Source organism: Streptomyces sp. NPDC006332, from assembly GCF_040612855.1.
Taxonomy (GTDB): domain Bacteria; phylum Actinomycetota; class Actinomycetes; order Streptomycetales; family Streptomycetaceae; genus Streptomyces.
Genome location: NZ_JBEXRA010000001.1, coordinates 454,101 through 476,196, shown reverse-complemented (window position 1 = coordinate 476,196; position 22,096 = coordinate 454,101). Strand labels below are relative to the sequence as shown.

General features: G+C 70.8%; 20 protein-coding genes and 1 pseudogene. 17 read left to right on the top strand and 4 right to left on the bottom strand.

Translation table 11 applies throughout. The features are described from left to right. Positions 1 to 10 precede the first annotated feature (10 nt). From sbnA to ABZ027_RS01875, 16 genes are all read left to right on the top strand, one after another. A complete protein-coding gene (gene sbnA, locus ABZ027_RS01950; RefSeq protein WP_356763313.1) occupies positions 11 to 982 on the top strand; it encodes a 2,3-diaminopropionate biosynthesis protein SbnA in 972 nt (323 codons plus the stop codon). Positions 983 to 1,114: 132 nt separating this feature from the next. Further along, positions 1,115 to 2,749 (top strand): acyl-CoA dehydrogenase family protein, encoded by a 1,635-nt coding sequence (locus tag ABZ027_RS01945; protein WP_356763312.1) that lies wholly within the window; start codon positions 1,115 to 1,117, stop codon positions 2,747 to 2,749. Positions 2,750 to 3,175: 426 nt separating this feature from the next. After that, positions 3,176 to 4,471 carry a hypothetical protein gene (locus ABZ027_RS01940; protein WP_356763310.1) on the top strand — a complete coding sequence of 432 codons (1,296 nt, stop codon included), beginning with the start codon at positions 3,176 to 3,178 and terminating at the stop codon, positions 4,469 to 4,471. A 60-nt stretch (positions 4,472 to 4,531) separates the two neighbouring features. Next, the gene (locus ABZ027_RS01935) at positions 4,532 to 5,104 is read left to right on the top strand and encodes a GNAT family N-acetyltransferase (RefSeq protein WP_356763308.1); all 573 of its coding nucleotides are present in this window, start codon (positions 4,532 to 4,534) and stop codon (positions 5,102 to 5,104) included. 127 nt (positions 5,105 to 5,231) lie between these two features. Then, positions 5,232 to 5,315, top strand: a complete 84-nt coding sequence (locus ABZ027_RS01930; RefSeq protein ID WP_356763453.1) for a putative leader peptide — start codon at positions 5,232 to 5,234, stop codon at positions 5,313 to 5,315. Positions 5,316 to 5,439: 124 nt separating this feature from the next. After that, positions 5,440 to 7,137 carry a nitrite/sulfite reductase gene (locus ABZ027_RS01925; RefSeq protein WP_356763306.1) on the top strand — a complete coding sequence of 566 codons (1,698 nt, stop codon included), beginning with the start codon at positions 5,440 to 5,442 and terminating at the stop codon, positions 7,135 to 7,137. Beyond that, complete coding sequence (locus ABZ027_RS01920) at positions 7,134 to 7,313, top strand: hypothetical protein (protein ID WP_356763304.1); 180 nt, start codon at positions 7,134 to 7,136, stop codon at positions 7,311 to 7,313. The genes ABZ027_RS01925 and ABZ027_RS01920 overlap by 4 nt, the downstream gene beginning before the upstream one ends. Further along, a complete protein-coding gene (locus ABZ027_RS01915; RefSeq protein WP_356763302.1) occupies positions 7,310 to 8,020 on the top strand; it encodes a phosphoadenylyl-sulfate reductase in 711 nt (236 codons plus the stop codon). The genes ABZ027_RS01920 and ABZ027_RS01915 overlap by 4 nt, the downstream gene beginning before the upstream one ends. Then, positions 8,017 to 8,592, top strand: a complete 576-nt coding sequence (gene cysC, locus ABZ027_RS01910) for an adenylyl-sulfate kinase (protein ID WP_356763300.1) — start codon at positions 8,017 to 8,019, stop codon at positions 8,590 to 8,592. The genes ABZ027_RS01915 and cysC overlap by 4 nt, the downstream gene beginning before the upstream one ends. Next, complete coding sequence (cysD, locus tag ABZ027_RS01905; RefSeq protein ID WP_356763298.1) at positions 8,589 to 9,527, top strand: sulfate adenylyltransferase subunit CysD; 939 nt, start codon at positions 8,589 to 8,591, stop codon at positions 9,525 to 9,527. The genes cysC and cysD overlap by 4 nt, the downstream gene beginning before the upstream one ends. Before the next feature lie 2 nt (positions 9,528 to 9,529). After that, a complete protein-coding gene (locus ABZ027_RS01900; RefSeq protein WP_356763296.1) occupies positions 9,530 to 10,864 on the top strand; it encodes a GTP-binding protein in 1,335 nt (444 codons plus the stop codon). 223 nt (positions 10,865 to 11,087) lie between these two features. Next, positions 11,088 to 12,197 carry an ABC transporter substrate-binding protein gene (locus ABZ027_RS01895; RefSeq protein WP_356763294.1) on the top strand — a complete coding sequence of 370 codons (1,110 nt, stop codon included), beginning with the start codon at positions 11,088 to 11,090 and terminating at the stop codon, positions 12,195 to 12,197. A gap of 12 nt (positions 12,198 to 12,209) precedes the next feature. Continuing rightward, positions 12,210 to 13,013, top strand: coding sequence for an ABC transporter ATP-binding protein (locus ABZ027_RS01890; RefSeq protein WP_356763292.1), 804 nt, complete (start codon positions 12,210 to 12,212; stop codon positions 13,011 to 13,013). Continuing rightward, positions 13,000 to 13,905, top strand: a complete 906-nt coding sequence (locus tag ABZ027_RS01885) for an ABC transporter permease (RefSeq protein WP_356763290.1) — start codon at positions 13,000 to 13,002, stop codon at positions 13,903 to 13,905. Before ABZ027_RS01890 ends, ABZ027_RS01885 begins: the two co-directional genes overlap by 14 nt. Before the next feature lie 5 nt (positions 13,906 to 13,910). Continuing rightward, positions 13,911 to 14,651, top strand: coding sequence for a sirohydrochlorin chelatase (locus ABZ027_RS01880; protein ID WP_356763288.1), 741 nt, complete (start codon positions 13,911 to 13,913; stop codon positions 14,649 to 14,651). A gap of 84 nt (positions 14,652 to 14,735) precedes the next feature. Continuing rightward, on the top strand, positions 14,736 to 15,584 hold the full coding sequence (locus tag ABZ027_RS01875) for an aldo/keto reductase (RefSeq protein WP_356763286.1): 849 nt from the start codon (positions 14,736 to 14,738) through the stop codon (positions 15,582 to 15,584). Positions 15,585 to 15,587: 3 nt separating this feature from the next. Here the strand turns inward: ABZ027_RS01875 and ABZ027_RS01870 are convergent, their stop codons facing one another. Continuing rightward, positions 15,588 to 16,139, bottom strand: coding sequence for a DUF1697 domain-containing protein (locus ABZ027_RS01870; protein WP_356763283.1), 552 nt, complete (start codon positions 16,137 to 16,139; stop codon positions 15,588 to 15,590). A 243-nt stretch (positions 16,140 to 16,382) separates the two neighbouring features. Here ABZ027_RS01870 and ABZ027_RS01865 point away from each other — a divergent pair, with 243 nt between their 5' ends. After that, positions 16,383 to 18,629 (top strand): MMPL family transporter, encoded by a 2,247-nt coding sequence (locus ABZ027_RS01865; protein WP_356763281.1) that lies wholly within the window; start codon positions 16,383 to 16,385, stop codon positions 18,627 to 18,629. 81 nt (positions 18,630 to 18,710) lie between these two features. Here the strand turns inward: ABZ027_RS01865 and mgt are convergent. The 3 genes and pseudogenes from mgt to ABZ027_RS01850 form a co-directional block, all read right to left on the bottom strand. Further along, a pseudogene (mgt, locus tag ABZ027_RS01860) lies at positions 18,711 to 19,947 on the bottom strand (macrolide-inactivating glycosyltransferase). Then, positions 19,947 to 20,525: a hypothetical protein gene (locus tag ABZ027_RS01855; RefSeq protein WP_356763459.1), complete on the bottom strand. Its 579-nt coding sequence runs from the start codon at positions 20,523 to 20,525 to the stop codon at positions 19,947 to 19,949. Before ABZ027_RS01855 ends, mgt begins: the two are co-directional and overlap by 1 nt. Beyond that, positions 20,522 to 21,964: a HAMP domain-containing sensor histidine kinase gene (locus ABZ027_RS01850; RefSeq protein WP_356763451.1), complete on the bottom strand. Its 1,443-nt coding sequence runs from the start codon at positions 21,962 to 21,964 to the stop codon at positions 20,522 to 20,524. Before ABZ027_RS01850 ends, ABZ027_RS01855 begins: the two co-directional genes overlap by 4 nt. Positions 21,965 to 22,096: the final 132 nt, after the last annotated feature.

The following is a 22,096-nucleotide window of genomic DNA, read 5'->3' as shown; positions in this document are numbered from 1 at the left end:
GGGGGGCGGCATGCCCGTCATTTCTGATCCGGCGCAGTTCAACGAGGAGGATCTCTACGTCGACCTGAGGGCCGCGTTGGGACTTCCGCTGTATCTGAAGTGCGAGGGGTTCAACTTCGCCGGGTCGGTCAAGCTGAAGGCCGCCGCCGAGATGGTCGACGCGGCCGAACGCGAGGGCCGGCTGCGACCCGGTTCGGTCCTGGTCGAGTCGTCGTCGGGGAACCTGGGCGTGGCGCTCGGCATGATCGCGGCGAGCCGGGGCCACCGGTTCCTGTGCGTGACCGACGCGCGCTGCAACCGGGCGAGCGTCCGCCTGATGGAGGCGCTCGGCAGCCACGTCCACATGATCGACGAGCCGGACCTGCACGGGGGGTTCCTGGGCGCCCGGATCGCGTACGTGCGGGCACTGTGCGCCGCCGACGAGAGATACGTGTGGCTCAACCAGTACACCAACCAGGGCAACTGGCGGGCGCACTTCCGCACCACCGCGCCCGCCATCGCGCGCAGCTTCCCGGACCTGGACGTCCTGTTCGTCGGGGCCGGCACCACCGGGACCCTGATGGGCTGCGCCCGCTGGTTCTGGCAGTGGCGGCGCCGGGTGCGGGTGGTCGCCGTCGACAGCGTCGGCTCGGTGACCTTCGGCGCCGCCCCGGGCCCACGGATGATCCCCGGGCTGGGCACCAGCGTGCCGCCGCCACTGCTCGACGAGTCGTACGTCGACGACGTGGTCCACGTCGAGGAGACGGACACCGTACGGGTGTGCCGTCTGCTGGCCCAGCGGGGCTTCCTCTTCGGCGGCTCCACCGGGACCGTGGTCAGCGGGGCCGGCCAGTGGCTCGCCCGGCACAGCGGTCGCGATCTCACCGCCGTGGCCATCGCACCGGACCTCGGCGAGCGCTACCTCGACACCGTCTACCGCGAGGGCTGGCCCACGGACGTCACGGAGGCGGAGGTGCCGGCCGCCTTGGCAGGGCTTGCCTGAGGGGCTCGCCAAGAGGCCGGGCCGGGTCAGGCGGGCGCGGCGGCCGACGGACCGCACCGCCCGCTCACCCGCCCGCGCGGCTCCGGGCCATGTCATGGTGGTGACCTCCGGCACGACGGGTAGGTTCCTGACATGGCAGGCAGCACCCACACCGTGACCAATCAGCCTCCGCCGCTGATCGGGTACGACGTCTTCACCGCCGACCGCGCCCTGACCGAGGCGGTGGAGCGACACACCGACCCCGGTCTGCTCGACGAGGTGCGCGGCGAGCTGGCCGCGCTCGGCCAGGCCGCCGGTTCGGCGCAGGTGCAGGAGTGGGGGGCGCAGGCCAACGAGAACCCGCCGCGCCTGCGCACCCACGACCGCTACGGCCACCGCCTCGACGAGGTCGACTTCCATCCGGCCTGGCACCGACTGCTCGGCAAGGGCGTCTCGGCGGGCCTGACCGCGGCCTGGACCCGGCCCGGCGGGCATGTCCGGCGGGCCGCCGCGTTCCTGGTGTGGACCCAGGTCGACGCCGGCAACCTCTGTCCGCTGTCCATGACCCACGCCGCGGTGCCCGCCCTGCGCACCGACCCCGCGCTCGCCGCTCAGTGGGAGCCGCGGCTGACGTCCATGGTCTACGACCGCGGGCTGCGGCCGGCCCCGACCAAGGCCGGGGCGCTGTTCGGCATGGGCATGACGGAGAAGCAGGGCGGCAGCGACGTACGCGCGAACACGACGGCCGCCACCCCCCTCGCTGAGGACGGGACGTACGAGCTGACCGGGCACAAGTGGTTCTGCTCGGCGCCGATGTCGGACGGCTTCCTGGTGCTGGCGCAGGCACCGGAGGGGCTCACCTGCTTCCTGGTGCCGCGCGTACTCGCGGACGGCGACCGCAACGTCTTCATGATCCAGCGCCTCAAGGACAAGCTGGGCAACCGGTCGAACGCCTCCGCCGAGGTCGAGTTCGACGGGACCTGGGCGCGCCGGGTCGGCGAGGAGGGGCGGGGGGTGCGCACCATCATCGAGATGGTGGCGGCGACCCGCCTCGACTGTGTGCTGGGCTCGGCGGGCCTGATGCGGCAGGCCGTGGCGCAGGCCGTCCACCACTGCACGTACCGCGAGGCGTTCGGCGACACGCTCGCCGACCAGCCCCTGATGCGCAACGTGCTGGCCGACCTCGCCCTGGAGTCCGAGGCGGCCACCACCCTCGCGCTGCGGCTCGCGGCGGCCTACGACGACGGGGGCGAGCAGGAGCGGGCGCTGCTCCGGATCGCCGTGCCGGCCGCCAAGTACTGGGTGACCAAGCGGTGCCCGCCGGTGGCGGTGGAGGCCGCCGAGTGCCTGGGCGGCAACGGGTACGTCGAGGAGTCGGGCCTGCCCCGGCTGGTGCGCGAGTCACCGCTCAACTCGATCTGGGAGGGGGCCGGGAACGTCCAGGCGCTGGACGTGGTGCGGGCGTTGCAGCGGGAGCCGCAGGCCCTGAACGCCTACCTCGTGGAGGTCGGCGGGACCCGCGGCGCCGATCACCGTCTGGACACGGCGGTCAAGGACCTGCTGACCGAACTCGGCGATCTGGACGGCGTCGAGGGACGGGCACGGCGGCTGGCCGAACGGCTCGCGCTGGTGCTCCAGGGCTCGCTGCTCGTGCGGTACGCGCCCCCGGAGGTCGCCGACGCGTTCTGCGCGTCCCGCCTGGGCGGCGACGGCGGCGCGGCCTTCGGCACCCTGCCGAGCACCCTGGACCTGGCGTCGGTGGTGGAACGGGCACGGCCGCAGTTGTGAGCCGTCGGCAGCGCCGGGCGGCCTGATCCAACGATGCGGGACGCGGGGGTGATGCCGCGCCGACACGGCACCACCCCCGCCGTGGGCCCTTTCCAGGCCGATGACGCCGCTCGGGCGTCCCTCAAGTTTCGGACACGGCGCGGCCGCCCCGCCAGGGTTTCGGGGGGTTGCAAGTTGGTGGTGTCTGTGTGCGGACTGTGCCCTTCCGTCCTGCCCGGACGGCACCATGGGACGGTCGGTCACATACCGGTCGGCGCCGAGCCGCGGCGGGCACCTCCGCGCCCCAGGAGTGCATCTTCCGCATATTTGCGGGGTCTTCGTCCCGCACCGGCCCCGACTGCCGTAGCATCCCTCTACGGGCCACCCCACCTGCTCCTCGGTCAACGTACGGATCACCAGGCGCAGTTGCCCGCCTCGGGAGGATGCATGAAACAGCGCGGCAGACACCGTCGGCGCAAGCGGGGCAGGGCGCTACGTGCCTTCCTCGCCGGGACCGCCCTCGCGCTGACCGGCGCGGCCACCATGATCAGCGTTTCGCAGGCCACGGTGGACGGCAACCCCGGGGCCCTGAAGCCCCTTTCCTCGGCCACCGACACCGCCGCGCTGGGGCTCGAGGCGCAGCAGGTACCGCAGGCCTCCCTGGACCGGCTCGCCTCGGCGATGGGCCGGCCGGTGGGCGTCGACGCCGTCCTCCACCACGCCGACAAGAGCCTGCGCGCCCCGGACTCCTGCGCGGGCGAGGAACGCGGGGCGCTGCCCGTCGAGCCCGCCGCCACCCGCGCCTACTGCTGGAACGCCGCCGACACCCGCTCCTGGCGGGCCGGCGCGGTCACCACCTCCGGGGACGCCGACGACGACGGCGTCTGGGGCCAGAACCGGGTCATCCTCTCCGGCTGGGCCCAGACCACCGGCACGCCCGGCCGCGGTCTCGCCCGGGTCGCCTTCGTCGACGCCAACGACCTGGGACACCTCCGCTACACCTCAGTGCTGCTGGTCGTCCCGGTCGACGGCGGCCGCGACTACCGGGCGCTCGCCTCACGGCTGTCCGGCATGGTCTGGTACGAGGACAAGCTGCTGGTCACCGCCGACGACAAGGGGCGCGACGCCCTGTACGTGTACGACATGAACCGGGTCCAGCGCACCACGGTGGACGCGGACGCGGTGGGCCGGGTGCCCGGCGGCTGGTCGGCGCACGGCTACCGGTACGTGCTGCCCGCCGTCGGGTCGTACCGGCTGACCGGGGCGGACGGCGCCACCCGCCCCGAGAGCATCTCCCTGGACCGCACCACGACACCCGACAGCCTGGTCGCGAGCTCACAGCCCGCCGACGACGAGGACGGGCCCACCCGCCTGTGGCGCTACTCCTTCTCCACGGCCCCGGCCCTGACCGCCCGCGCCGGACTGCTGGCCACCGACACCACAGGCCGCGCCGAACCGACCGAGGCGTACCGGACCGACGGCTCCGACATCGGAGGCGTCCTGTCGTACCACGACAACTGGTACGTGGCCCGCGTCGGCTCGGGCGACGGGCACGGCACGCTGTGGCGGCAGACCCGGGACGGCGCGCGGGCCACCCGGTGCGGACCCGAGGAGCGGCGCAACTGCTGGATCCCCGACACCCCGTCCCTCTCCTACTGGGAGGAGAGCGGCGAGGTCTGGACGCAGTCGGAGCGAATGCTCTTCGCGCTGCCGCTCGCCTCGATCGACCGGGCCCTCACGTAGCGAGGCCGCCGGACGGCGATCGATCGACAGACCGATCGGGCTCATGATTTTCTGACCGCCATGACCAACATCCCCGTGACCACCTGGTCCCTGGAGCAGACGTCCCCGACCGACCTCCTGCCGGCCGCCGCGCCGGAGGGGGACGTGCGGATCGTGCGCTCCGAGGTCCCCTCGCCCGAGTTCAGCCGCTTCCTGTACGCGTCCGTCGGCGGCGACATCCGCTGGATCGACCGGCTGGGCTGGACGTACGCCCGGTGGCAGGAGCACCTGAACCGGTCGGGAGTGGAGACCTGGGTGGCCTACGACCGGGGAACGCCCGCCGGGTACGTGGAGCTGAACGCGCAGGACGACGGTGTCGTGGAGATCGCGTACTTCGGCCTGCTTCCGGCCTTCCGCGGGCGGCGGATCGGCGGGCACCTGCTGTCGTACGGGGCCGCCCGCGCCTGGGACCTCGCGGACCGCCAGCCCGGAGTGCCGCCGACCAAGCGGGTGTGGCTGCACACCTGCAGCCTGGACGGCGAGCACGCGATGGACAATTATCTGCGGCGGGGCTTCACGCTCTTCGACACCAAGGTCGAGGAGGAACCGCAGGTGACCGCACCCGGCCCCTGGCCCGGCGCTTACCCTGCCTGACCTGCGCGGACAAGACCGCGTCGGCAGCATGTGACCGACAACACCTTCGTCTCGCCATTCGGGACAAGGATGTCCGCATCGCGGACAAAGCTGGACTGTGTCCAGATCGCCATGACACGCTTCCGTCATGTCTGGAACTGGAATTGCCTTGGTGAGTCGGCGACACGTCGACCTCGGCCGCATGTCCAGCGCCATCTGTCCATCGATCTGACAGCCCCGGCAAGTCCGACATTCCCCTTCTGTCTCATTCCGCGCAGCGCCGCGCACATCCACCCGTGCGCGCGCACGCGCAGGTCAGAGCAGCTTATCCGCCTGTCCCGAAGGACGTATCAACCATGGCCGCCACCCCACAGAAGCCTGCCGCCGCGCCCGTCCGCCGCAAGGTGAGCCGTCACCGCGGTGAGGGTCAGTGGGCCGCGGGGCACTTCACCCCGCTCAACGGCAACGAGCAGTTCAAGAAGGACGACGACGGTCTCAATGTGCGGACACGCATTGAGACGATCTACTCCAAGCGCGGGTTCGACTCGATCGACCCCAACGACCTGCGCGGCCGGATGCGCTGGTGGGGTCTGTACACCCAGCGCAAGCCCGGGATCGACGGCGGCAAGACCGCGATCCTGGAGCCGGAGGAGCTGGACGACAAGTACTTCATGCTGCGGGTCCGCATCGACGGCGGCCGGCTGACCACGCGCCAGCTTCAGGTCATCGGCGAGATCTCGCAGGAGTTCGCGCGCGGCACCGCCGACATCACCGACCGGCAGAACATCCAGCTGCACTGGATCCGGATCGAGGACGTGCCCGAGATCTGGAACCGCCTGGAGGCGGTCGGCCTGTCCACCACCGAGGCCTGCGGCGACACACCCCGCGTGATCATCGGCTCGCCCGTCGCCGGTATCGCCGAGGACGAGATCATCGACGGCACCCGGGCCATCGAGGAGATCCACGACCGGTTCATCGGCAGCAAGGAATTCTCCAACCTGCCCCGCAAGTTCAAGACCGCGATCTCCGGTTCCCCGCTCCTGGACGTCGCCCACGAGATCAACGACGTGGCGTTCGTCGGAGTCGAGCACCCCGAGCACGGCCCCGGCTTCGACCTGTGGGTCGGCGGCGGCCTGTCCACCAACCCGAAGATCGGCGTCCGGCTCGGCGCCTGGGTTCCGCTGGACGAGGTCCCCGAGGTGTGGGCGGGCGTGGTCGGCATCTTCCGCGACTACGGCTACCGGCGCCTGCGCACCCGCGCCCGGCTGAAGTTCCTGGTCGCCGACTGGGGCCCGGAGAAGTTCCGCCAGGTCCTCCAGGACGAGTACCTCAAGCGCCCGCTCGTCGACGGCCCCGCGCCCGCCACGCCCGTGGAACGCTGGCGCGACCACGTCGGCGTGCACCGGCAGCGGGACGGCCGTTTCTACGTCGGCTTCGCCCCGCGGGTGGGCCGGGTGGACGGCGCGACACTCACGAAGATCGCTGAGCTCGCCGAGGCCCACGGCTCGGGCCGGGTCCGTACCACCGTCGAGCAGAAGATGATCGTCCTCGATGTCGAGGAGGCGAAGGTCGAGTCGCTGGTCGAGGCCCTCGAGGCCCTCGACCTGACCGCCAAGCCCTCCCCGTTCCGGCGCGGCACCATGGCCTGCACCGGCATCGAGTACTGCAAGCTCGCCATCGTCGAGACCAAGCAGCGCGGCTCCGCGCTGATCGACGACCTGGAACGCCGTATCCCGGACTTCGACGAGCCGATCACCATCAACATCAACGGCTGCCCGAACGCCTGCGCCCGTATCCAGGTGGCGGACATCGGTCTCAAGGGGCAGCTGGTCCTCGACGGGGACGGCAACCAGGTCGAGGGCTACCAGGTGCACCTGGGCGGCGCGCTGGGCCTGGAGGCCGGTTTCGGCCGCAAGGTGCGCGGCCTGAAGGTCACCTCCGACGAACTGCCCGACTACATCGAGCGCGTCCTCAAGCGCTTCCAGGAGCAGCGCGAGGAGGGTGAGCGCTTCGCCACCTGGGCCACGCGCGCGACCGAGGAGGCCCTCTCATGAGCGAGCGGGCCGCCCCCTTCTACTGCCCCTACTGCGGCGACGAGGACCTGCGTCCGAACGAGGAGAGTCACGGTGCCTGGGAATGCGCGGCATGCAACCGCGCATTCCAGCTGAAGTTCCTCGGGCTGCTGGCCCGGGGTGTTCAGCGGGCCGACAACGGACGGGACCAGATATGACGACGGCTCAGGAAGCCCGTACGACCGAGGAGTTGAAGGCGCTCGCCGAGCAGGCGGGCCGCGACCTGGAGAACGCCGACGCGCTGGAGATCCTCCAGTGGGCGGTCGACACCTTCGGGACACGCTTCTGCGTGACCTCCTCGATGGAGGACGCGGTGGTCGCCCATCTCGCGTCCCGGGTGAGGAAGGGCGTCGACGTCGTCTTCCTCGACACCGGCTACCACTTCGAGGAGACCATCGGCACCCGGGACGCGGTGGAGGCCGTGATGGACGTCAACGTCATCACGCTGATGCCGACGCGGACGGTCGCCGAGCAGGACGCCGAGTTCGGGCCGAAGCTGCACGACCGCGACCCCGACCTGTGCTGCAAGATGCGCAAGGTCCAGCCGCTGGAGGAAGGCCTCAAGGAGTACTCGGCCTGGGCGACCGGGCTGCGCCGCGACGAGTCCCCGACCCGGGCGAACACCCCGGTCGTCGGCTGGGACGAGAAGCGCCGGAAGGTCAAGATCTCCCCGATCGCCCGCTGGACCCAGGACGACGTGGACGCGTACGTCACCGAGCACGGTGTCCTCACCAACCCGCTGCTGATGGACGGTTACTCCTCCGTCGGCTGCGCGCCCTGCACCCGCCGCGTCCTGGAGGGCGAGGACGCCCGAGCCGGCCGCTGGGCGGGCCGCAACAAGACCGAGTGCGGGCTGCACGGATGACGACCACTGTGCTGTCGACGAATCAGGAGAACCAAGTGACGACCGGAGCCACCGTCTGGCTCACGGGTCTGCCGAGTGCCGGCAAGACCACCATCGCGTACGAGCTGGCAGGCCGGCTCCGCGCCTCGGGCCACCTCGTCGAGGTGCTCGACGGCGACGAGATCCGCGAGTTCATCTCCGCGGGCCTCGGCTTCTCCCGCGAGGACCGACACACCAACGTGCAGCGCATCGGCTTCGTCGCCGAGCTGCTGGCCCGTAACGGTGTCAAGGTGCTGGTCCCGGTGATCGCGCCGTACGCCGACAGCCGCGAGGCGGTGCGCAAGCGCCACCAGGACGGCGGGGCGGCGTACGTCGAGGTGCATGTGGCGACCCCGGTCGACGTGTGCAGCGAACGGGACGTCAAGGGTCTGTACGCCAAGCAGGCGGCGGGCGAGCTGACCGGGCTCACCGGGGTCGACGACCCGTACGAGGAGCCCGTCTCGCCCGATCTGCGCATCGAGTCGCAGCACCAGACCGTCCAGGAGTCCGCGGCCGCGCTGCACGCGCTGCTCACCGAGAGGGGACTGGCATGACGACGACCGCAGCCGAGGTCGAGGAGGGTACGGACACCCCGTACGACCTCTCGCACCTGGACGCGTTGGAGTCCGAGGCGGTGCACATCTTCCGCGAGGTGGCGGGCGAGTTCGAGCGGCCGGTGATCCTGTTCTCCGGCGGCAAGGACTCCATCGTCATGCTGCATCTGGCGCTGAAGGCGTTCGCTCCCGCGGCGATCCCCTTCTCGCTGCTGCACGTGGACACCGGGCACAACTTCCCCGAGGTGCTGGAGTACCGGGACCGCACGGTCGACAAGCACGGCCTGCGGCTGCATGTCGCGTCCGTGCAGGACTACATCGACCGGGGTGTCCTCAAGGAGCGCCCGGACGGCACCCGTAACCCGCTGCAGACGCTTCCGCTGACGGAGAAGATCCAGGCCGAGAGGTTCGACGCGGTCTTCGGCGGCGGTCGCCGGGACGAGGAGAAGGCCCGCGCCAAGGAGCGGGTGTTCTCGCTGCGGGACGAGTTCTCGCAGTGGGACCCGCGCCGCCAGCGCCCCGAACTGTGGAACCTGTACAACGGACGGCACGCTCCCGGCGAGCACGTCCGCGTCTTCCCGCTCTCCAACTGGACCGAACTCGACGTGTGGCAGTACATCGCCCGCGAGGGCATCGAGCTGCCGGGGATCTACTTCGCCCACGAGCGCGAGGTGTTCCGGCGGGCCGGCATGTGGCTGACGGCCGGCGAGTGGGGCGGCCCGAAGGACACCGAGACCGTGGAGAAGCGGCAGGTGCGCTACCGCACGGTCGGCGACATGTCCTGCACCGGCGCCGTCGACTCCGACGCCACCACGCTGGAGGCCGTGATCACCGAGATCGCCGCATCCCGGCTCACCGAACGCGGCGCCACCCGCGCCGACGACAAGATGTCCGAGGCCGCGATGGAAGACCGCAAGCGCGAGGGGTACTTCTAATCATGAGCACGCTCACGACCGAGGAACTCTCGGAAACCACCCTGCTGCGGTTCGCCACCGCGGGCTCCGTCGACGACGGCAAGTCCACCCTCGTCGGCCGCCTCCTGCACGACTCCAAGTCGATCCTCACCGATCAGCTGGAGGCCGTCGAGCGCGCCTCCGCGAGCCGTGGCCAGGAAGCCCCGGACCTCGCGCTGCTGACCGACGGCCTGCGGGCCGAGCGGGAGCAGGGCATCACCATCGACGTGGCCTACCGCTACTTCGCGACGCCTCGCCGCCGGTTCATCCTCGCCGACACCCCGGGCCATGTGCAGTACACCCGCAACATGGTCACCGGCGCCTCCACCGCCGAACTGACGGTGATCCTCGTCGACGCCCGCAACGGCGTCGTGGAACAAACCCGCCGGCACGCGGCGATCGCCGCCCTGCTGCGCGTCCCCCACGTGGTCCTCGCCGTCAACAAGATGGACCTGGTCGACTACCAGGAGACCGTGTTCGCGGGCATCGCCGAGGAGTTCACGAAGTACGCGACCGAGCTGGGCGTCCCCGAGGTCACCGCCATCCCGATCTCGGCGCTCGCCGGTGACAACGTGGTGGAAGCGTCGGCGAACATGGACTGGTACGGCGGGCCGACGTTCCTGGAGCACCTGGAGTCGGTGCCGGTCGCCCACGACCTCAGCCACTGCCACGCCCGACTGCCCGTGCAGTACGTGATCCGTCCGCAGACCGCCGAACTCCCCGACTACCGCGGGTACGCGGGCCAGATCGCCGCCGGTTCCTTCCGCGTCGGCGAGCAGGTCACGGTGCTGCCGTCCGGCAGCTCGACGAAGATCTCCGGCATCGACCTGCTGGGTACGCCGGTCGACGTCGCCTGGACCACGCAGTCGGTGACCCTCCTGCTGGAGGACGACATCGACATCTCGCGCGGCGACCTGATCGTGCCCAGCAAGGACGCGCCGCCGACCACCCAGGACATCGAGGCGACCGTCTGCCATGTCGCCGACGCCCACCTGACCGTCGGTCACCGCGTGCTGCTCAAGCACGGCACCCGCACGGTGAAGGCGATCGTCAAGGACATCCCGTCCCGGCTCACGCTCGACGACCTGTCCCTGCACCCGCACCCGGGGCACCTCGTCGCCAACGACATCGGCCGGGTGAAGATCCGCACCGCCGAGCCGCTGCCGGTCGACTCCTACGCGGACTCGCGGCGCACCGGCTCGTTCATCCTGATCGACCCGAACGACGGCACCACGCTCACCGCGGGCATGGTCGGCGAGTCGTTCGCGTCCCCGGAGCCCGTCAAGGACGCGGCCGAGGACGACGGGTGGGACTTCTGATCATGATCTCCAAGGACTTCTACTCCTCGTTCGCGAAGGAGGGCGGCCGCGTCGGCAGCGGTCACCTCGGCAGCGGGCAGGGCGGGGTGGCGCGATGTGTGCGTTGACGTACGCGCACTGCCTGCGCGCCCGCACCCCCCACCGCTGTAGACGAAAACCTGCCGACCTCCCGGCCACGACCTGAAAGACCGTGACCGCCGGGCCAACGAGGGGAACACCTCCCGTGCCTGCCAACCGCTCCACCCTCCTGCGTCGCGGCATAGCCGCGATGACCGCCCTGCCCCTGCTCACCCTCGCCGCCTGCAGCTACGGTTCCGAGGCAAAGGACGACCAGACCGCCAAGGTCGCCGCCGGCGCCAAGAAGATCGACGGTCTCGACTCCGTCAAGATCGGGTACTTCGGCAACCTGACCCACGGCACCGCCCTGGTGGGTGTGCAGAAGGGGTACTTCCAGAAGTCCCTCGGCGCCACCAAGGCCCAGTACCAGATCTTCAACGCGGGCCCCTCCGAGATCGAGGCCCTCAACTCCAAGTCGATCGACATCGGCTGGATCGGCCCGTCCCCGGCGATCAACGGCTACACCAAGTCGAACGGCAAGAACCTGCGCATCATCGGCGGTTCGGCGTCGGGCGGTGTGAAGCTCGTGGTCAACCCGAAGAAGATCAAGTCCCTCAAGGACGTCAAGGGCAAGACGATCGCGACTCCGCAGCTGGGCAACACGCAGGACGTGGCGTTCCTCAACTGGATCGCCGACCAGGGCTGGAAGGTCGACGCCGAGAGCGGCAAGGGTGACGTCTCGGTCGTCCGCACGGACAACAAGGTCACCCCGGACGCCTACAAGTCCGGGTCCATCGACGGCGCGTGGGTGCCCGAGCCGACCGCGTCCAAGCTGGTCGCCGAGGGCGCCAAGGTGCTGCTGGACGAGTCGTCGCTGTGGCCGGACAAGAAGTTCGTGATCACGAACATCATCGTGCGGCAGGACTTCCTCAAGGAGCACCCGAAGGCCGTCGAGGCGGTGCTGAAGGCCTCCGTCGACACGAACAAGTGGATCAACGCCAACCCGGACGCGGCCAAGGCCGCTGCGAACAAGCAGCTGGAGGCGGACTCCGGCAAGGCGCTGCCGGCCAACGTCCTGGACCCGGCCTGGAAGTCGATCCAGTTCACCAACGACCCGCTGGCCTCCACCCTCAGCACCGAGGCGGAACACGCCGTCAAGGCCGGTCTGCTGGAGAAGCCCGACCTGAAGGGCATCTACGACCTCACGCCCCTCAACAAGGTCCTCAAGGCCGAGGGCGAAAGCCCGGTCGACGCCGCCGGCCTCGGCACGAACTGACCGCAGGTCCCGATGAGTTCCCAGGAGGTGACGACCATGGCCACGACCTTCGCCAAGGCCGCCGAGACGGTGGAGCACGCGGCGCGCATCGAGCACGTCTCGAAGTCCTTCGCGGGCCCCGCCGGGCAACAGCTCGTGCTGGACGACATCAGCATCGATGTCGCACCGGGCGAGTTCGTCACCCTCCTGGGGGCCTCGGGCTGCGGCAAGTCCACACTGCTGAACCTGGTGGCGGGGCTGGACAAGCCCACCGTCGGGTCCATCACGACGGAGGGCCGCCCGGCCCTGATGTTCCAGGAGCACGCCCTCTTCCCGTGGCTGACCGCGGGCAAGAACATCGAACTCGCCCTCAGGTTGCGGGGAGTTCCGAAGAACGAACGCCGGCCCAGGACCGAGGAGTTGCTCGAACTCGTCCGGCTGAAGGGCGCGTACGGCAAGCGGGTGCACGAGCTGTCGGGCGGTATGCGCCAGCGTGTGGCGCTGGCCCGGGCGCTCGCCCAGGAGAGCAACCTGCTGCTGATGGACGAGCCGTTCGCGGCCCTGGACGCCATCACCCGGGATGTGCTGCACGACGAGCTGACGCGGATCTGGGCGGAGACCGGTGTGTCCGTCCTCTTCGTGACGCACAACGTGCGTGAGGCGGTGCGGCTCGCGCAGCGTGTGGTGCTGTTGTCGTCCCGGCCGGGCCGCATCGCGCGCGAGTGGACGGTCGACATCCCGCAGCCGCGCCGTATCGAGGACGCGCCCGTGGCGGAACTGTCCGTCGAGATCACCGAAGTACTGCGTGGGGAGATCCGCCGCCATGGCCAGCACTGACACGAAGACGACCGACGGGAGCGCCAGGAACGGCTCCGCGCTGGCCGGCATCGAGGCGGGCCTCGACGCGCTGGAGAGCTCGGCCGGCGGACGGCCGCCGTTTCGCCAGACCTTCCGCGAGAAGATCCTGCCGCCGATCACCGCGATCATCGTGGTCCTGGTGGTCTGGCAGGGGCTGATCTCCCTGAAGATCGTCGACGACCCCTCGAAGCTGCCCTCCCCCGGCGCCGTGTGGGCCGAGGCCGAGGACGCGTGGCTCAAGGGCACGCTGCTCGGCTACATCTGGACGAGCGTCTCGCGCGGTCTGTTCGGCTTCGCGCTCGCCCTCGTCATCGGCACGCCGCTGGGCCTGCTCGTGGCGCGGGTGAAGTTCGTGCGCGCGGCGATCGGGCCGATCCTGTCCGGTCTTCAGTCGCTGCCGTCGGTGGCCTGGGTACCGGCCTCCGTGATCTGGCTGGGTCTGAAGCCCGAGATGATGTACGCGGTGATCCTGCTCGGCGCGGTCCCCTCGATCGCCAACGGTCTGGTGTCCGGCGTCGACCAGGTGCCGCCGCTGTTCCTGCGCGCGGGACGGACCCTGGGGGCGACCGGTGTGCGCGGCATCTGGCACGTCGTCCTGCCCGCGGCGTTGCCCGGTTACGTGGCGGGTCTGAAGCAGGGGTGGGCGTTCTCCTGGCGCTCGCTGATGGCCGCCGAGATCATCGCGCAGGCGCCGGACCTCGGCACGGGCCTGGGTCAGCTGCTGGAAGTGGGCCGTACGAACAGCAGCATGGCCACGGTCTTCCTGGCGATCCTGCTCATCCTGTTCGTCGGCATCGCCATCGACCTGCTGATCTTCAGCCCGCTGGAGCGGTGGGTGCTGCGCAGCCGCGGTCTGCTGGTGAAGAGCTGAGCCTCATGCACAAGAAACCCGTCCTCCTGGTCATCGCCCACGGCAGCCGCGACCCGCGGCACGCCGCGACGGTGCACGCCCTCGTCCGGCGGGTGCGCTCGCTGCGCCCCGGCCTGCGGGTGGAGACCGGTTTCCTGGACTTCAACGTCCCGTCCGTGCAAGGGGTGTTGGAGTCGCTGGCGGCGCAGGACGTGGGAGAGGTCGTGGCGCTGCCGCTCCTGCTGACCCGCGCGTTCCACGCGAAGGCGGACATCCCGGCGGTCCTGCGGGACGCGCCGCCGCGGCTGCGGATCCGGCAGGCCGAGGTGCTCGGCCCGTCGCCGCTGCTGCTCACCGCCTTGGAACGGCGGTTGCACGAGGCGGGGTTGACGCCCGCCGACAAGTCCTCGACCGGGGTCGTACTGGCCTCGGCGGGGTCCACCGACCCGGAGGCGATCGCAGTGATCGCTGAAATCGCGCGGGAGTGGCGGCACACCGGTTGGTGCGCCGTGCGACCTGCGTTCGCCTCCGCTGCTCTGCCCCGTACCGAGGACGCGGTACGGGAACTGCGGGCCCTCGGCTGCGAGCGGGTCGCCGTCGCGCCGTACGTCCTGGCGCCCGGTTTCCTGCCCGACCGGATCGCCCGGGGCGCGGCCGGGGCGGACGTCCTGGCGGAGGTGCTCGGCCCGTCGCCCGAGGTGGCGCGGGTGCTGCTGGAGCGGTACGACGCGGCCCGGGTGCCGGTGCTCGCGGCCGTGGGGGCGTGACGCCGTCCGACGTGGGGCGGAACCCTCCGACGGGACTGCCCGCTCCCTGTCCGGCCGGAGCGCTCCTGGAATAGGCTCGGCCGAATGATCCAGGACTCCTTCCCGCTGGGCGGGAATCTGCCCGTACGGCGGCTCGGCTACGGCACCGCACAGCTCACCGGCCCGGGCTACTGGGGCCCGCGCGGTGATCCGGCGGACGCGGTGGCGGTGTTGCGGCGGGCGGTGGAGCGCGGGGTGACGCTGATCGACACGGCGGACAACTACGGCCCGTCGATCGCCGAGGAACTCGTGGCCGAAGCCCTGCACCCGTACCCCGAGGGGCTGGTGATCGCCACCAAGGGCGGCGTGGTGCGCACCAGCGACCGGGCCTGGCACATCGACGGGCGGCCCGAGCGACTGCGGCAGATGTGCGAGGCGAGTCTGCGCAGGCTGCGGCTGGAGACCGTCGACCTGTACCAGGTGCACCGGCTGGACCCGGACGTCCCGATGGCCGAACAGCTGGGCGTGCTCGACGAGTTGCGCGCCGAGGGCAAGATCCGGCACATCGGCCTCGACACCGTCACCGTCGAACAGCTGGAAGCGGCCCTGGAGTTGACGTCGGTGGCGTCCGTCCAGAACCGCTACAACCTGCTCGACCGTGCCTCGGAGCCGCTGCTGAGGGTGTGCGAGGCGCGCGGGGTGGCGTTCCTGCCGTGGTTCCCGCTGGGCAACGGATCGCTGACCTCGGATGCGGTGTGCGCCGACATCGCCGCCGCGCACGGTGCCGGCCCCGGCCAGATCGCCCTGGCGTGGCTGCTGCACCGCTCCCCGGCGCTGTGCCCGACGCCGGGCACCGGCTCCCTCACGCACCTGGAGGAGAACCTGGGCGCCGGTGCCGTGGAGCTGTCCGCGTCCGATCTGACCCGGCTGGACGCACTGGTCACGGCGGACTGAGGGTCACGCCGAGCCGGTCATCCGCACGAGCTTGAGGACGGTGTTCCAGTTGCGGCTGGTGGCGATCACGCCCTTGTTCAGCCGGGGCTTGGAGAGGTGCTCGGCCAGCTTGGAGCGGCCGAGGCCGTTCGGGGCGTAGAGGTACAGGGCGCGGTCGCCGAGCCGGAACTCCTCCGGGAGGTAGGCGGCTCGGTCGATCTCGGCGAACCGTTCCTCGTCGACGGGGGCGGAGAAGTAGGTGACGTGCAGTTGCCTGGCCTCCAGGTCGGCGGCCGGGAACGGGCAGGCCTCGGCGACCGCGCTGAGGTAGGCGTGGTCGCGCACGATCACGTCGACCGCGAAGCCGAACCTCTTCTCGATCGCCGCCGTGATCTCGTCGGCCAGCGATTCCTCGTCCCCGTGGTCACTGGCGAACACGGCCTGCCCGCTCTGCAGATACGTGCTCACGTCGTGGTGGCCGAGGCTCTCCAGCAGGGCGCGGAGGTCGGCCATCGGGACCTTCCTGCTGCCGCCCACGTTGATCCCGCGCAGCAGCGCCGCATACGTCGTCGTCATCCGCACACCTTAGGCAGCCTCTGGCCCCTGTCGGGGCAACTCGGTGGTGTCGTCGGGCGGGCACCCCGGTAGATGTAGGGGGCCGCCGTCCTACCCAGTGGGGAGAGGCGGTCACCGGGAGGATGATTCCGGCCCGCGAGAGCTCACCGAGCAGCACGAGGTGTTGGGTTTATCCGCCCCATACCTTCGAACTGAAAGGTGACGGCAGGGGGCTGTCACCGCTCACGAGGGGGCAAGCCCGTCATGGCGAACGGAGATACGCGGGTGCGGGGCCTGGCCGCGCGGGCCGGCGGCTGGAGTGCCCGGCACCGATGGGCTGCCGTCGGAATATGGGTGCTGTTCGTGGTCCTGGCGATGGGGCTCGGTTCGGCGATGGGCACCGTCGAGGTCAAGGACAGCGATCAGCTCGGTGGCGAGACCCACACCGCGGCCAAGATCATCGAGGATGCCGGGATCGAGGAACCGGCCGGGGAGAGCGTTCTCGTCCAGGCCCGGGACGGCTCGGTCAAGGCGACGGACGCCGAGTTCCGGACCGCCGTCGACGCTGTGATGAAGGCCGTCGAGGGGACCGGCCGGGTCACCGACGTGACCTCGCCGTACGCCACGAAGACGATTTCGCAGGACGGCCGCAGCGCGCTCGTGCAGTTCGACATGCGCGGTGACTCCGACACCGCCGGCGAACGGGTCGAGCCGGTGTTGAAGGCCGTCGAGGGCGTACAGAAGGAGCACTCCTCGCTGCGGATCGAGGAGATCGGCGGCGCCAGCATGATGAAGACGTTCGACGACGCGTTCGGCGACGACTTCCAGCAGGCCGAGTACTCCGCGGTGCCGGTGGCGCTGGGCATCCTGCTGATCGCGTTCGGCGCGCTGGTCGCCGCGCTGCTGCCGGTGGCGCTCGCGCTCACCGCGATCATCGCGACCACGGGTCTGATGGGGATCGTCAGCCACTTCCAGCCGATGGACGACACCTCCAGTTCCGTGATGCTGCTGGTCGGCCTCGCCGTGGGTGTCGACTACTGCCTGTTCTACCTGCGCCGCGAGCGCGAGGAGCGGGAGGCCGGGAGGGACCCGGAGACCGCTCTGCGGATCGCCGCGGCGACCAGTGGCCGGGCCGTGATCGTCTCCGGTGTCACGGTGTGCGTGGCGATGGCGGGCATGCTGTTCACCGGGCTCGCCACCTTCGAGGCGATGGGCCTGGCCTCCCTGATGGTGGTCGCGGTCGCCATGGTCGGCTCGGTGACCGTTCTCCCGGCGCTGCTGTCGCTGCTGGGCCACCGGGTGGAGAAGGGCCGTATCCCCTTCCTGAAGCGGCGCAAGAACGCAAGCAACGGCAGCCGGTTCTGGTCGGCGGTCCTGAAGGTCGTGCTCGCCAAGCCGTGGGTCTCCGTCCTGGTCGCGGCCGGCGCGCTGCTCGCCATCGCCGCGCCCGCGGTCGGCATGAAGACCCAGAACCTCACCCTGGACCAGGAGTTCGGCGACTCGCTGCCCATCGTGCAGACGTACAACCGGGTCAACGAGGCGTTCCCCGGCGGCTCGGGGCCGGCCACGGTCGTGGTCAAGGCGGACGACATCAACGCCACCGACGTGCGCGACGCGTTGGCACAGTTCAAGGAGCAGGCGGTCAGCTCGGGCGCCTCGCGCGGCCCGGTCGAGATCAAGCTGCACGACGCGCAGAACGTCGCCTTCGTGTACGTCCCGCTGGTCGGCGGCTCGGACCAGGACAAGGCGGGCGCGAGTCTGGTCAAGCTGCGTGACCAGGTACGGCCCGCGACGCTGGGCAAGGTCGACGGGGTGCAGGCGCCGATCACCGGAGAGGTCGCGGGCAACAAGGACTTCAACGACCAGCTGATCGGCTCGGTCGCCCCGGTCTTCGCCTTCGTCGTGGTGTTCGCCTTCCTGCTGATGCTGCTGTCGTTCCGCTCACTCACGATCGCGATCACCTCGATCCTGCTCAACCTGCTGTCGGTCGGCGCGGCCTACGGCATCCTGGTGATCGTCTTCCAGCACGGATGGGGCGCCTCGCTGGTGGGCGCGGAGGGTGTCGGCGCGATCGTGACCTGGCTGCCGCTGTTCCTCTTCGTGATCCTTTTCGGCCTGTCGATGGACTACCACGTGTTCGTGGTCTCGCGGATCCGTGAGGCCCGGATGCGGGGCCGTACGACGAACGAGGCCATCCAGCACGGAGTGGTCACCACGGCCGGTGTCGTGACCAGTGCCGCGGTCATCATGGTCGCCGTCTTCGCGATCTTCGGGACGCTCTCCATGCAGACCATGAAGCAGATGGGTGTCGGCCTCGCCGCCGCGGTGCTCATCGACGCGACGATCATCCGGGGCGTGCTGCTGCCGGCCGTGATGGCGCTGCTCGGCGAGCGCAACTGGTACCTGCCGAAGTGGCTGCACCGGCTGCCCGACCTGACCCATGACGAGGCGCCTGAGGCCGTGGTCCGTCCGACGGTGCGCGACGACGAGGGTGAGCGGCTGGGGGTCTGATCTCCCTGGAGATGTGAACCCTCCATGACTGAGGGCCCGCTGGTCACCGGGGTGCCAACGGGCCCTCTGCCGTGCGTGATGTTACGGCAGCTCGGCCTCGATGAGGTCGGCCGCGCGGCGGGTGCCGCCCTCCTCGGCCATCTCCGCCTGGACGTCCTCGAGTCGGCGGGCGACCTCCGGGTCGTCCACCAGCGCGAGGGCGGCTGTCCGGAGCGCCTCGGCGGTGACCTCGTCCGCCGGGAGGTGACGGGCCACGCCGAGCGACTGGAGCATGTCCGCGTTGCCGAACTGGTCCACGGCCTGCGGTACGGCGATCATCGGGGTGGCCGTGGCCAGGCCCTCCTGGCTGCCGCCCGCACCGGCGTGCGTGACGAACAGGTCGGCCTGCTTCAGGATCGCCAACTGCGGCACCCAGGACCGCACTTCGACGTTGCTCGGCAGGTCCCCGAGTTCGGCGGGGTCGACGTGCCTGCCGATCTGGAGGACGAGGTGCCAGCCGGGCAGGTCGCCGAAGGCCGCGACGCACTCGCGGTAGAAGTCGGGCTGTTTGGTGAACGACGATCCCAGTGACACGAGGACGACCTTCTCGGCGTCGGCGGGCCTGGTCCACTCCCCCTCGGCGGCCCGGTCGCCCTGGCAGGCGCCGACGAAGCTGTACACGCTCTCGTCGACCCGGTCGGCGTTCGGCTGCAGTGCCCGGGGGATCAGCACGAGGGAGCGGTCCGGGCGGCCGAGGAAGTCATCGTGGTTGAGGGTGATTCCGTTCTCCTCCAGCCAGGCGTGGAAACGGGCGAGATAGGCCTTCCCGCGTTCGCTGCTCTTCGGCTCGGCCCACAGCGGCTCGGCGACCTCCTTGTCGTAGCCCTCCCAGGCGACGAGGTTCGGCGACAGGGAGATCGCGGGCACGCCCCAGCGATGGGCGAGGACCCGGGCCGGGTACGCGGTGATGTCGTGCAGCACGAGGTCGGGCTCGTCGCCCTCGTACGCGTCGGCGATCTGCGGCAGCGCCTGGATCGCGTCCTCCATGAAGAGCTCCACGTGGTCCAGCAGGACGGAGCCCCAGGCCGACGGGTCGTCGTCCGGACCGGGCAGCGTGGAGTGCCACGGCTTGACCTCGGCTCCGACTGCGGCGACCTTCTCGGCGAACGCGGGCGGAATGGCGTACGTGACCCGGTGCCCCCGCGCCACCAGCTCCCGGATCACTTCGAGGCTCGGGTTCACATGGCCGTGGGCGGCGATGGAGAACATGGCGATGTGTGCACGGCGACTGGTCATGAGACCGACCCTACGCGAGACGATACGTCTCGTGCAATGCGATTAACCCTCGGCTGGGCAGTCCGCATCCGCCCCCTCCGTACGGAAGCCGTCCGGCTGGGTCACGGACACCGGCTTCGGGGGCGTCCCGGGGGAGGCGATCCGCTGCGCCTCCAGGGCCGTACAGATGAGCTGCGCCACTGCGAGCTTCCTGCCGTCCAACTCCGCGCTCACCGAGAGCTGGACGGCGTCGTCGCTGGTCCGCACCCTCACGAAGCCCTCCGTGCCGACCGTCGTCGGGACCGGGACCGGGACCGGGACCGCGCCGCCCGCGGCCGGGGCCGCCGTCGGCAGCAGGGTGACCGACGAGGGCAGCTCCGTCGTGACGCCCTTCACGCCCTCCCGGTCGGTCGGTCCCTGGAGCAGCGCGTCCATGGCGGTCCGCACGTCCACCCGGCCGTCGACACCGCGATATACGCCGAACAGCCCGTCGTCCACCACGAAGTACACCCGCACCCTGGCCTCGATCCCGCTCGCCGGGCCGCCCGCCTCGACCACGTCGGTGGCGGGGATGCCGCAGGCGGTGAGCACGGCCGGCAGCAGAAGGAGCGGCGACACACGGCGAAGCAGGGCGCTTTTCATGACCAGCTCTCTTCGGACGGCCCGCGCAGCGGCAGTTCCACGGTGAAGACGGCTCCGCCCTCGGGCCGGTTCGCGGCGCGGACCGTGCCACCGTGCAACCGGACGTTCTCGGCGGCGATCGCGAGGCCCAGACCGCTGCCCTCGGTACGGGTGCGGGCGGCGTCCGACTTGTAGAAGCGTTCAAAAACGTGCGGCAGCACATCGGCGGGGATACCGGGTCCACTGTCCAGCACCTCGATGATGGCCCGTCGCACGGGTCCGGCGCCGCCTCTCTCCCACAGCCGCAGCAGGACGGGTCGGCCGCCGTGGCGCAGGGCGTTGCCGACCAGGTTGGCCACGACGACGTCCAGCCGACGCGGGTCGACGGTCGCGCGCAGGGTGTCGGGGGGCGGCAGGTCGGTGCCGACCACGTCGGTCCAGGCGCGGGCGGCAAGGGTGCGGCGCAGCGACTCGGCGAGGTCGATCTCGTCCAGGTGCAGCACGGCCGCGCCCGCGTCGAAGCGGGAGATCTCCATCAGGTCGTCCACCAGCCGGGTCAGCTTCACCGTCTCCTCGCTGATCAGCCGAACGGCGGTGGCGGTGTCCGGGTCGAGTCGGGCGGCGTCCTCGTCGAGAACGTCGGTGACCGCCGACATCGCGGCCAGCGGGGTGCGCAGCTCGTGCGAGACGTCGGCGGCGAAACGGCGGGCCCTGCCCTCCATGCCGCGCAGTTCGGCCACCGACTCCTCCAGCGCGGCGGCCGTCTCGTTGAACGTGAGCGACAGATCGGCGAGTTCGTCCGAACCGTGGACGGCGAGCCGGGTGTCCAGCCGGCCTTCGGCGATGCTGCGGGTGGCGCCGCGCAGGGCCCGCACCGGCCGCAGCACCCCGCGCGCGGCCAGCAGCGCGAGCAGCACGGCGAGGGCCAGGGAGGGAATCGTGGCCCGTTCGACGGCGGTGACCAGGGCGTCGATGTACGCCCGCTCCGTGGTCTGCGGCACCGTCAGGAACACCCGTACGCCGGAGGGATTCCGCACCCCCGTCTCGGACGTGGCGAAGACGACGGACATACCGACGACCAGAACGGTGCGGTCACCACGGGTCACGCGCTGGAAGACGGTGGCGGTGCTGGAGTCGACAGCCCGGCGCAGGGCGGGTGTCCGCTCCTCGAACCGGTCGCCGGGCACCGAGGTGGCACTGAGGTCGCCGTACTCGACGAGGACGCGCCAGGTCCCGGCGGGTTCCCCGCGGGCCACGCCGGAGGCGAACCGCTGCAGTTCGGCCTGGTCCGGCGGGTAGGCCAGGTCGGGGGCGAGCTGGTCGACCTGGGTGCGCAGAAGTTTGATCACGGTGTCCTGGCCCTGCTGGAGCACGCCGGTGCGCGCCTCACGGAAGGTCAGCGCGCCGGTGGAGGCGGCGGTGAGGGCGGCGACCAGCGCGAAAGCCACGACCAACCGCATCCGCAGCCCACGCAGTTGGGGTGCCCTGATCCGGGCCCGCACCCCACCCCGAGCCGGGCGCTTGCTCGGGGCCCCCTCCGAGGGCGTCGCCGAGGCCGTCGGGGGCTGTCCCGAGGCCTTCGCCGAACGACA

Excerpts from the sequence above, each read along its gene's own strand:
- sbnA (WP_356763313.1), top strand. The coding sequence starts at position 11 with ATGCCCGTCATTTCTGATCCGGCGCAGTTCAACGAGGAGGATCTCTAC.
- ABZ027_RS01945 (WP_356763312.1), top strand. The coding sequence starts at position 1,115 with ATGGCAGGCAGCACCCACACCGTGACCAATCAGCCTCCGCCGCTGATC.
- ABZ027_RS01940 (WP_356763310.1), top strand. The coding sequence starts at position 3,176 with ATGAAACAGCGCGGCAGACACCGTCGGCGCAAGCGGGGCAGGGCGCTA.
- ABZ027_RS01935 (WP_356763308.1), top strand. The coding sequence starts at position 4,532 with ATGACCAACATCCCCGTGACCACCTGGTCCCTGGAGCAGACGTCCCCG.
- ABZ027_RS01930 (WP_356763453.1), top strand. The coding sequence starts at position 5,232 with ATGTCTGGAACTGGAATTGCCTTGGTGAGTCGGCGACACGTCGACCTC.
- ABZ027_RS01925 (WP_356763306.1), top strand. The coding sequence starts at position 5,440 with ATGGCCGCCACCCCACAGAAGCCTGCCGCCGCGCCCGTCCGCCGCAAG.
- ABZ027_RS01920 (WP_356763304.1), top strand. The coding sequence starts at position 7,134 with ATGAGCGAGCGGGCCGCCCCCTTCTACTGCCCCTACTGCGGCGACGAG.
- ABZ027_RS01915 (WP_356763302.1), top strand. The coding sequence starts at position 7,310 with ATGACGACGGCTCAGGAAGCCCGTACGACCGAGGAGTTGAAGGCGCTC.
- cysC (WP_356763300.1), top strand. The coding sequence starts at position 8,017 with ATGACGACCACTGTGCTGTCGACGAATCAGGAGAACCAAGTGACGACC.
- cysD (WP_356763298.1), top strand. The coding sequence starts at position 8,589 with ATGACGACGACCGCAGCCGAGGTCGAGGAGGGTACGGACACCCCGTAC.
- ABZ027_RS01900 (WP_356763296.1), top strand. The coding sequence starts at position 9,530 with ATGAGCACGCTCACGACCGAGGAACTCTCGGAAACCACCCTGCTGCGG.
- ABZ027_RS01890 (WP_356763292.1), top strand. The coding sequence starts at position 12,210 with ATGAGTTCCCAGGAGGTGACGACCATGGCCACGACCTTCGCCAAGGCC.
- ABZ027_RS01885 (WP_356763290.1), top strand. The coding sequence starts at position 13,000 with ATGGCCAGCACTGACACGAAGACGACCGACGGGAGCGCCAGGAACGGC.
- ABZ027_RS01880 (WP_356763288.1), top strand. The coding sequence starts at position 13,911 with ATGCACAAGAAACCCGTCCTCCTGGTCATCGCCCACGGCAGCCGCGAC.
- ABZ027_RS01875 (WP_356763286.1), top strand. The coding sequence starts at position 14,736 with ATGATCCAGGACTCCTTCCCGCTGGGCGGGAATCTGCCCGTACGGCGG.
- ABZ027_RS01870 (WP_356763283.1), bottom strand. The coding sequence starts at position 16,139 with ATGACGACGACGTATGCGGCGCTGCTGCGCGGGATCAACGTGGGCGGC.
- ABZ027_RS01865 (WP_356763281.1), top strand. The coding sequence starts at position 16,383 with ATGGCGAACGGAGATACGCGGGTGCGGGGCCTGGCCGCGCGGGCCGGC.
- ABZ027_RS01855 (WP_356763459.1), bottom strand. The coding sequence starts at position 20,525 with ATGAAAAGCGCCCTGCTTCGCCGTGTGTCGCCGCTCCTTCTGCTGCCG.
- ABZ027_RS01850 (WP_356763451.1), bottom strand. The coding sequence starts at position 21,964 with ATGCGGTTGGTCGTGGCTTTCGCGCTGGTCGCCGCCCTCACCGCCGCC.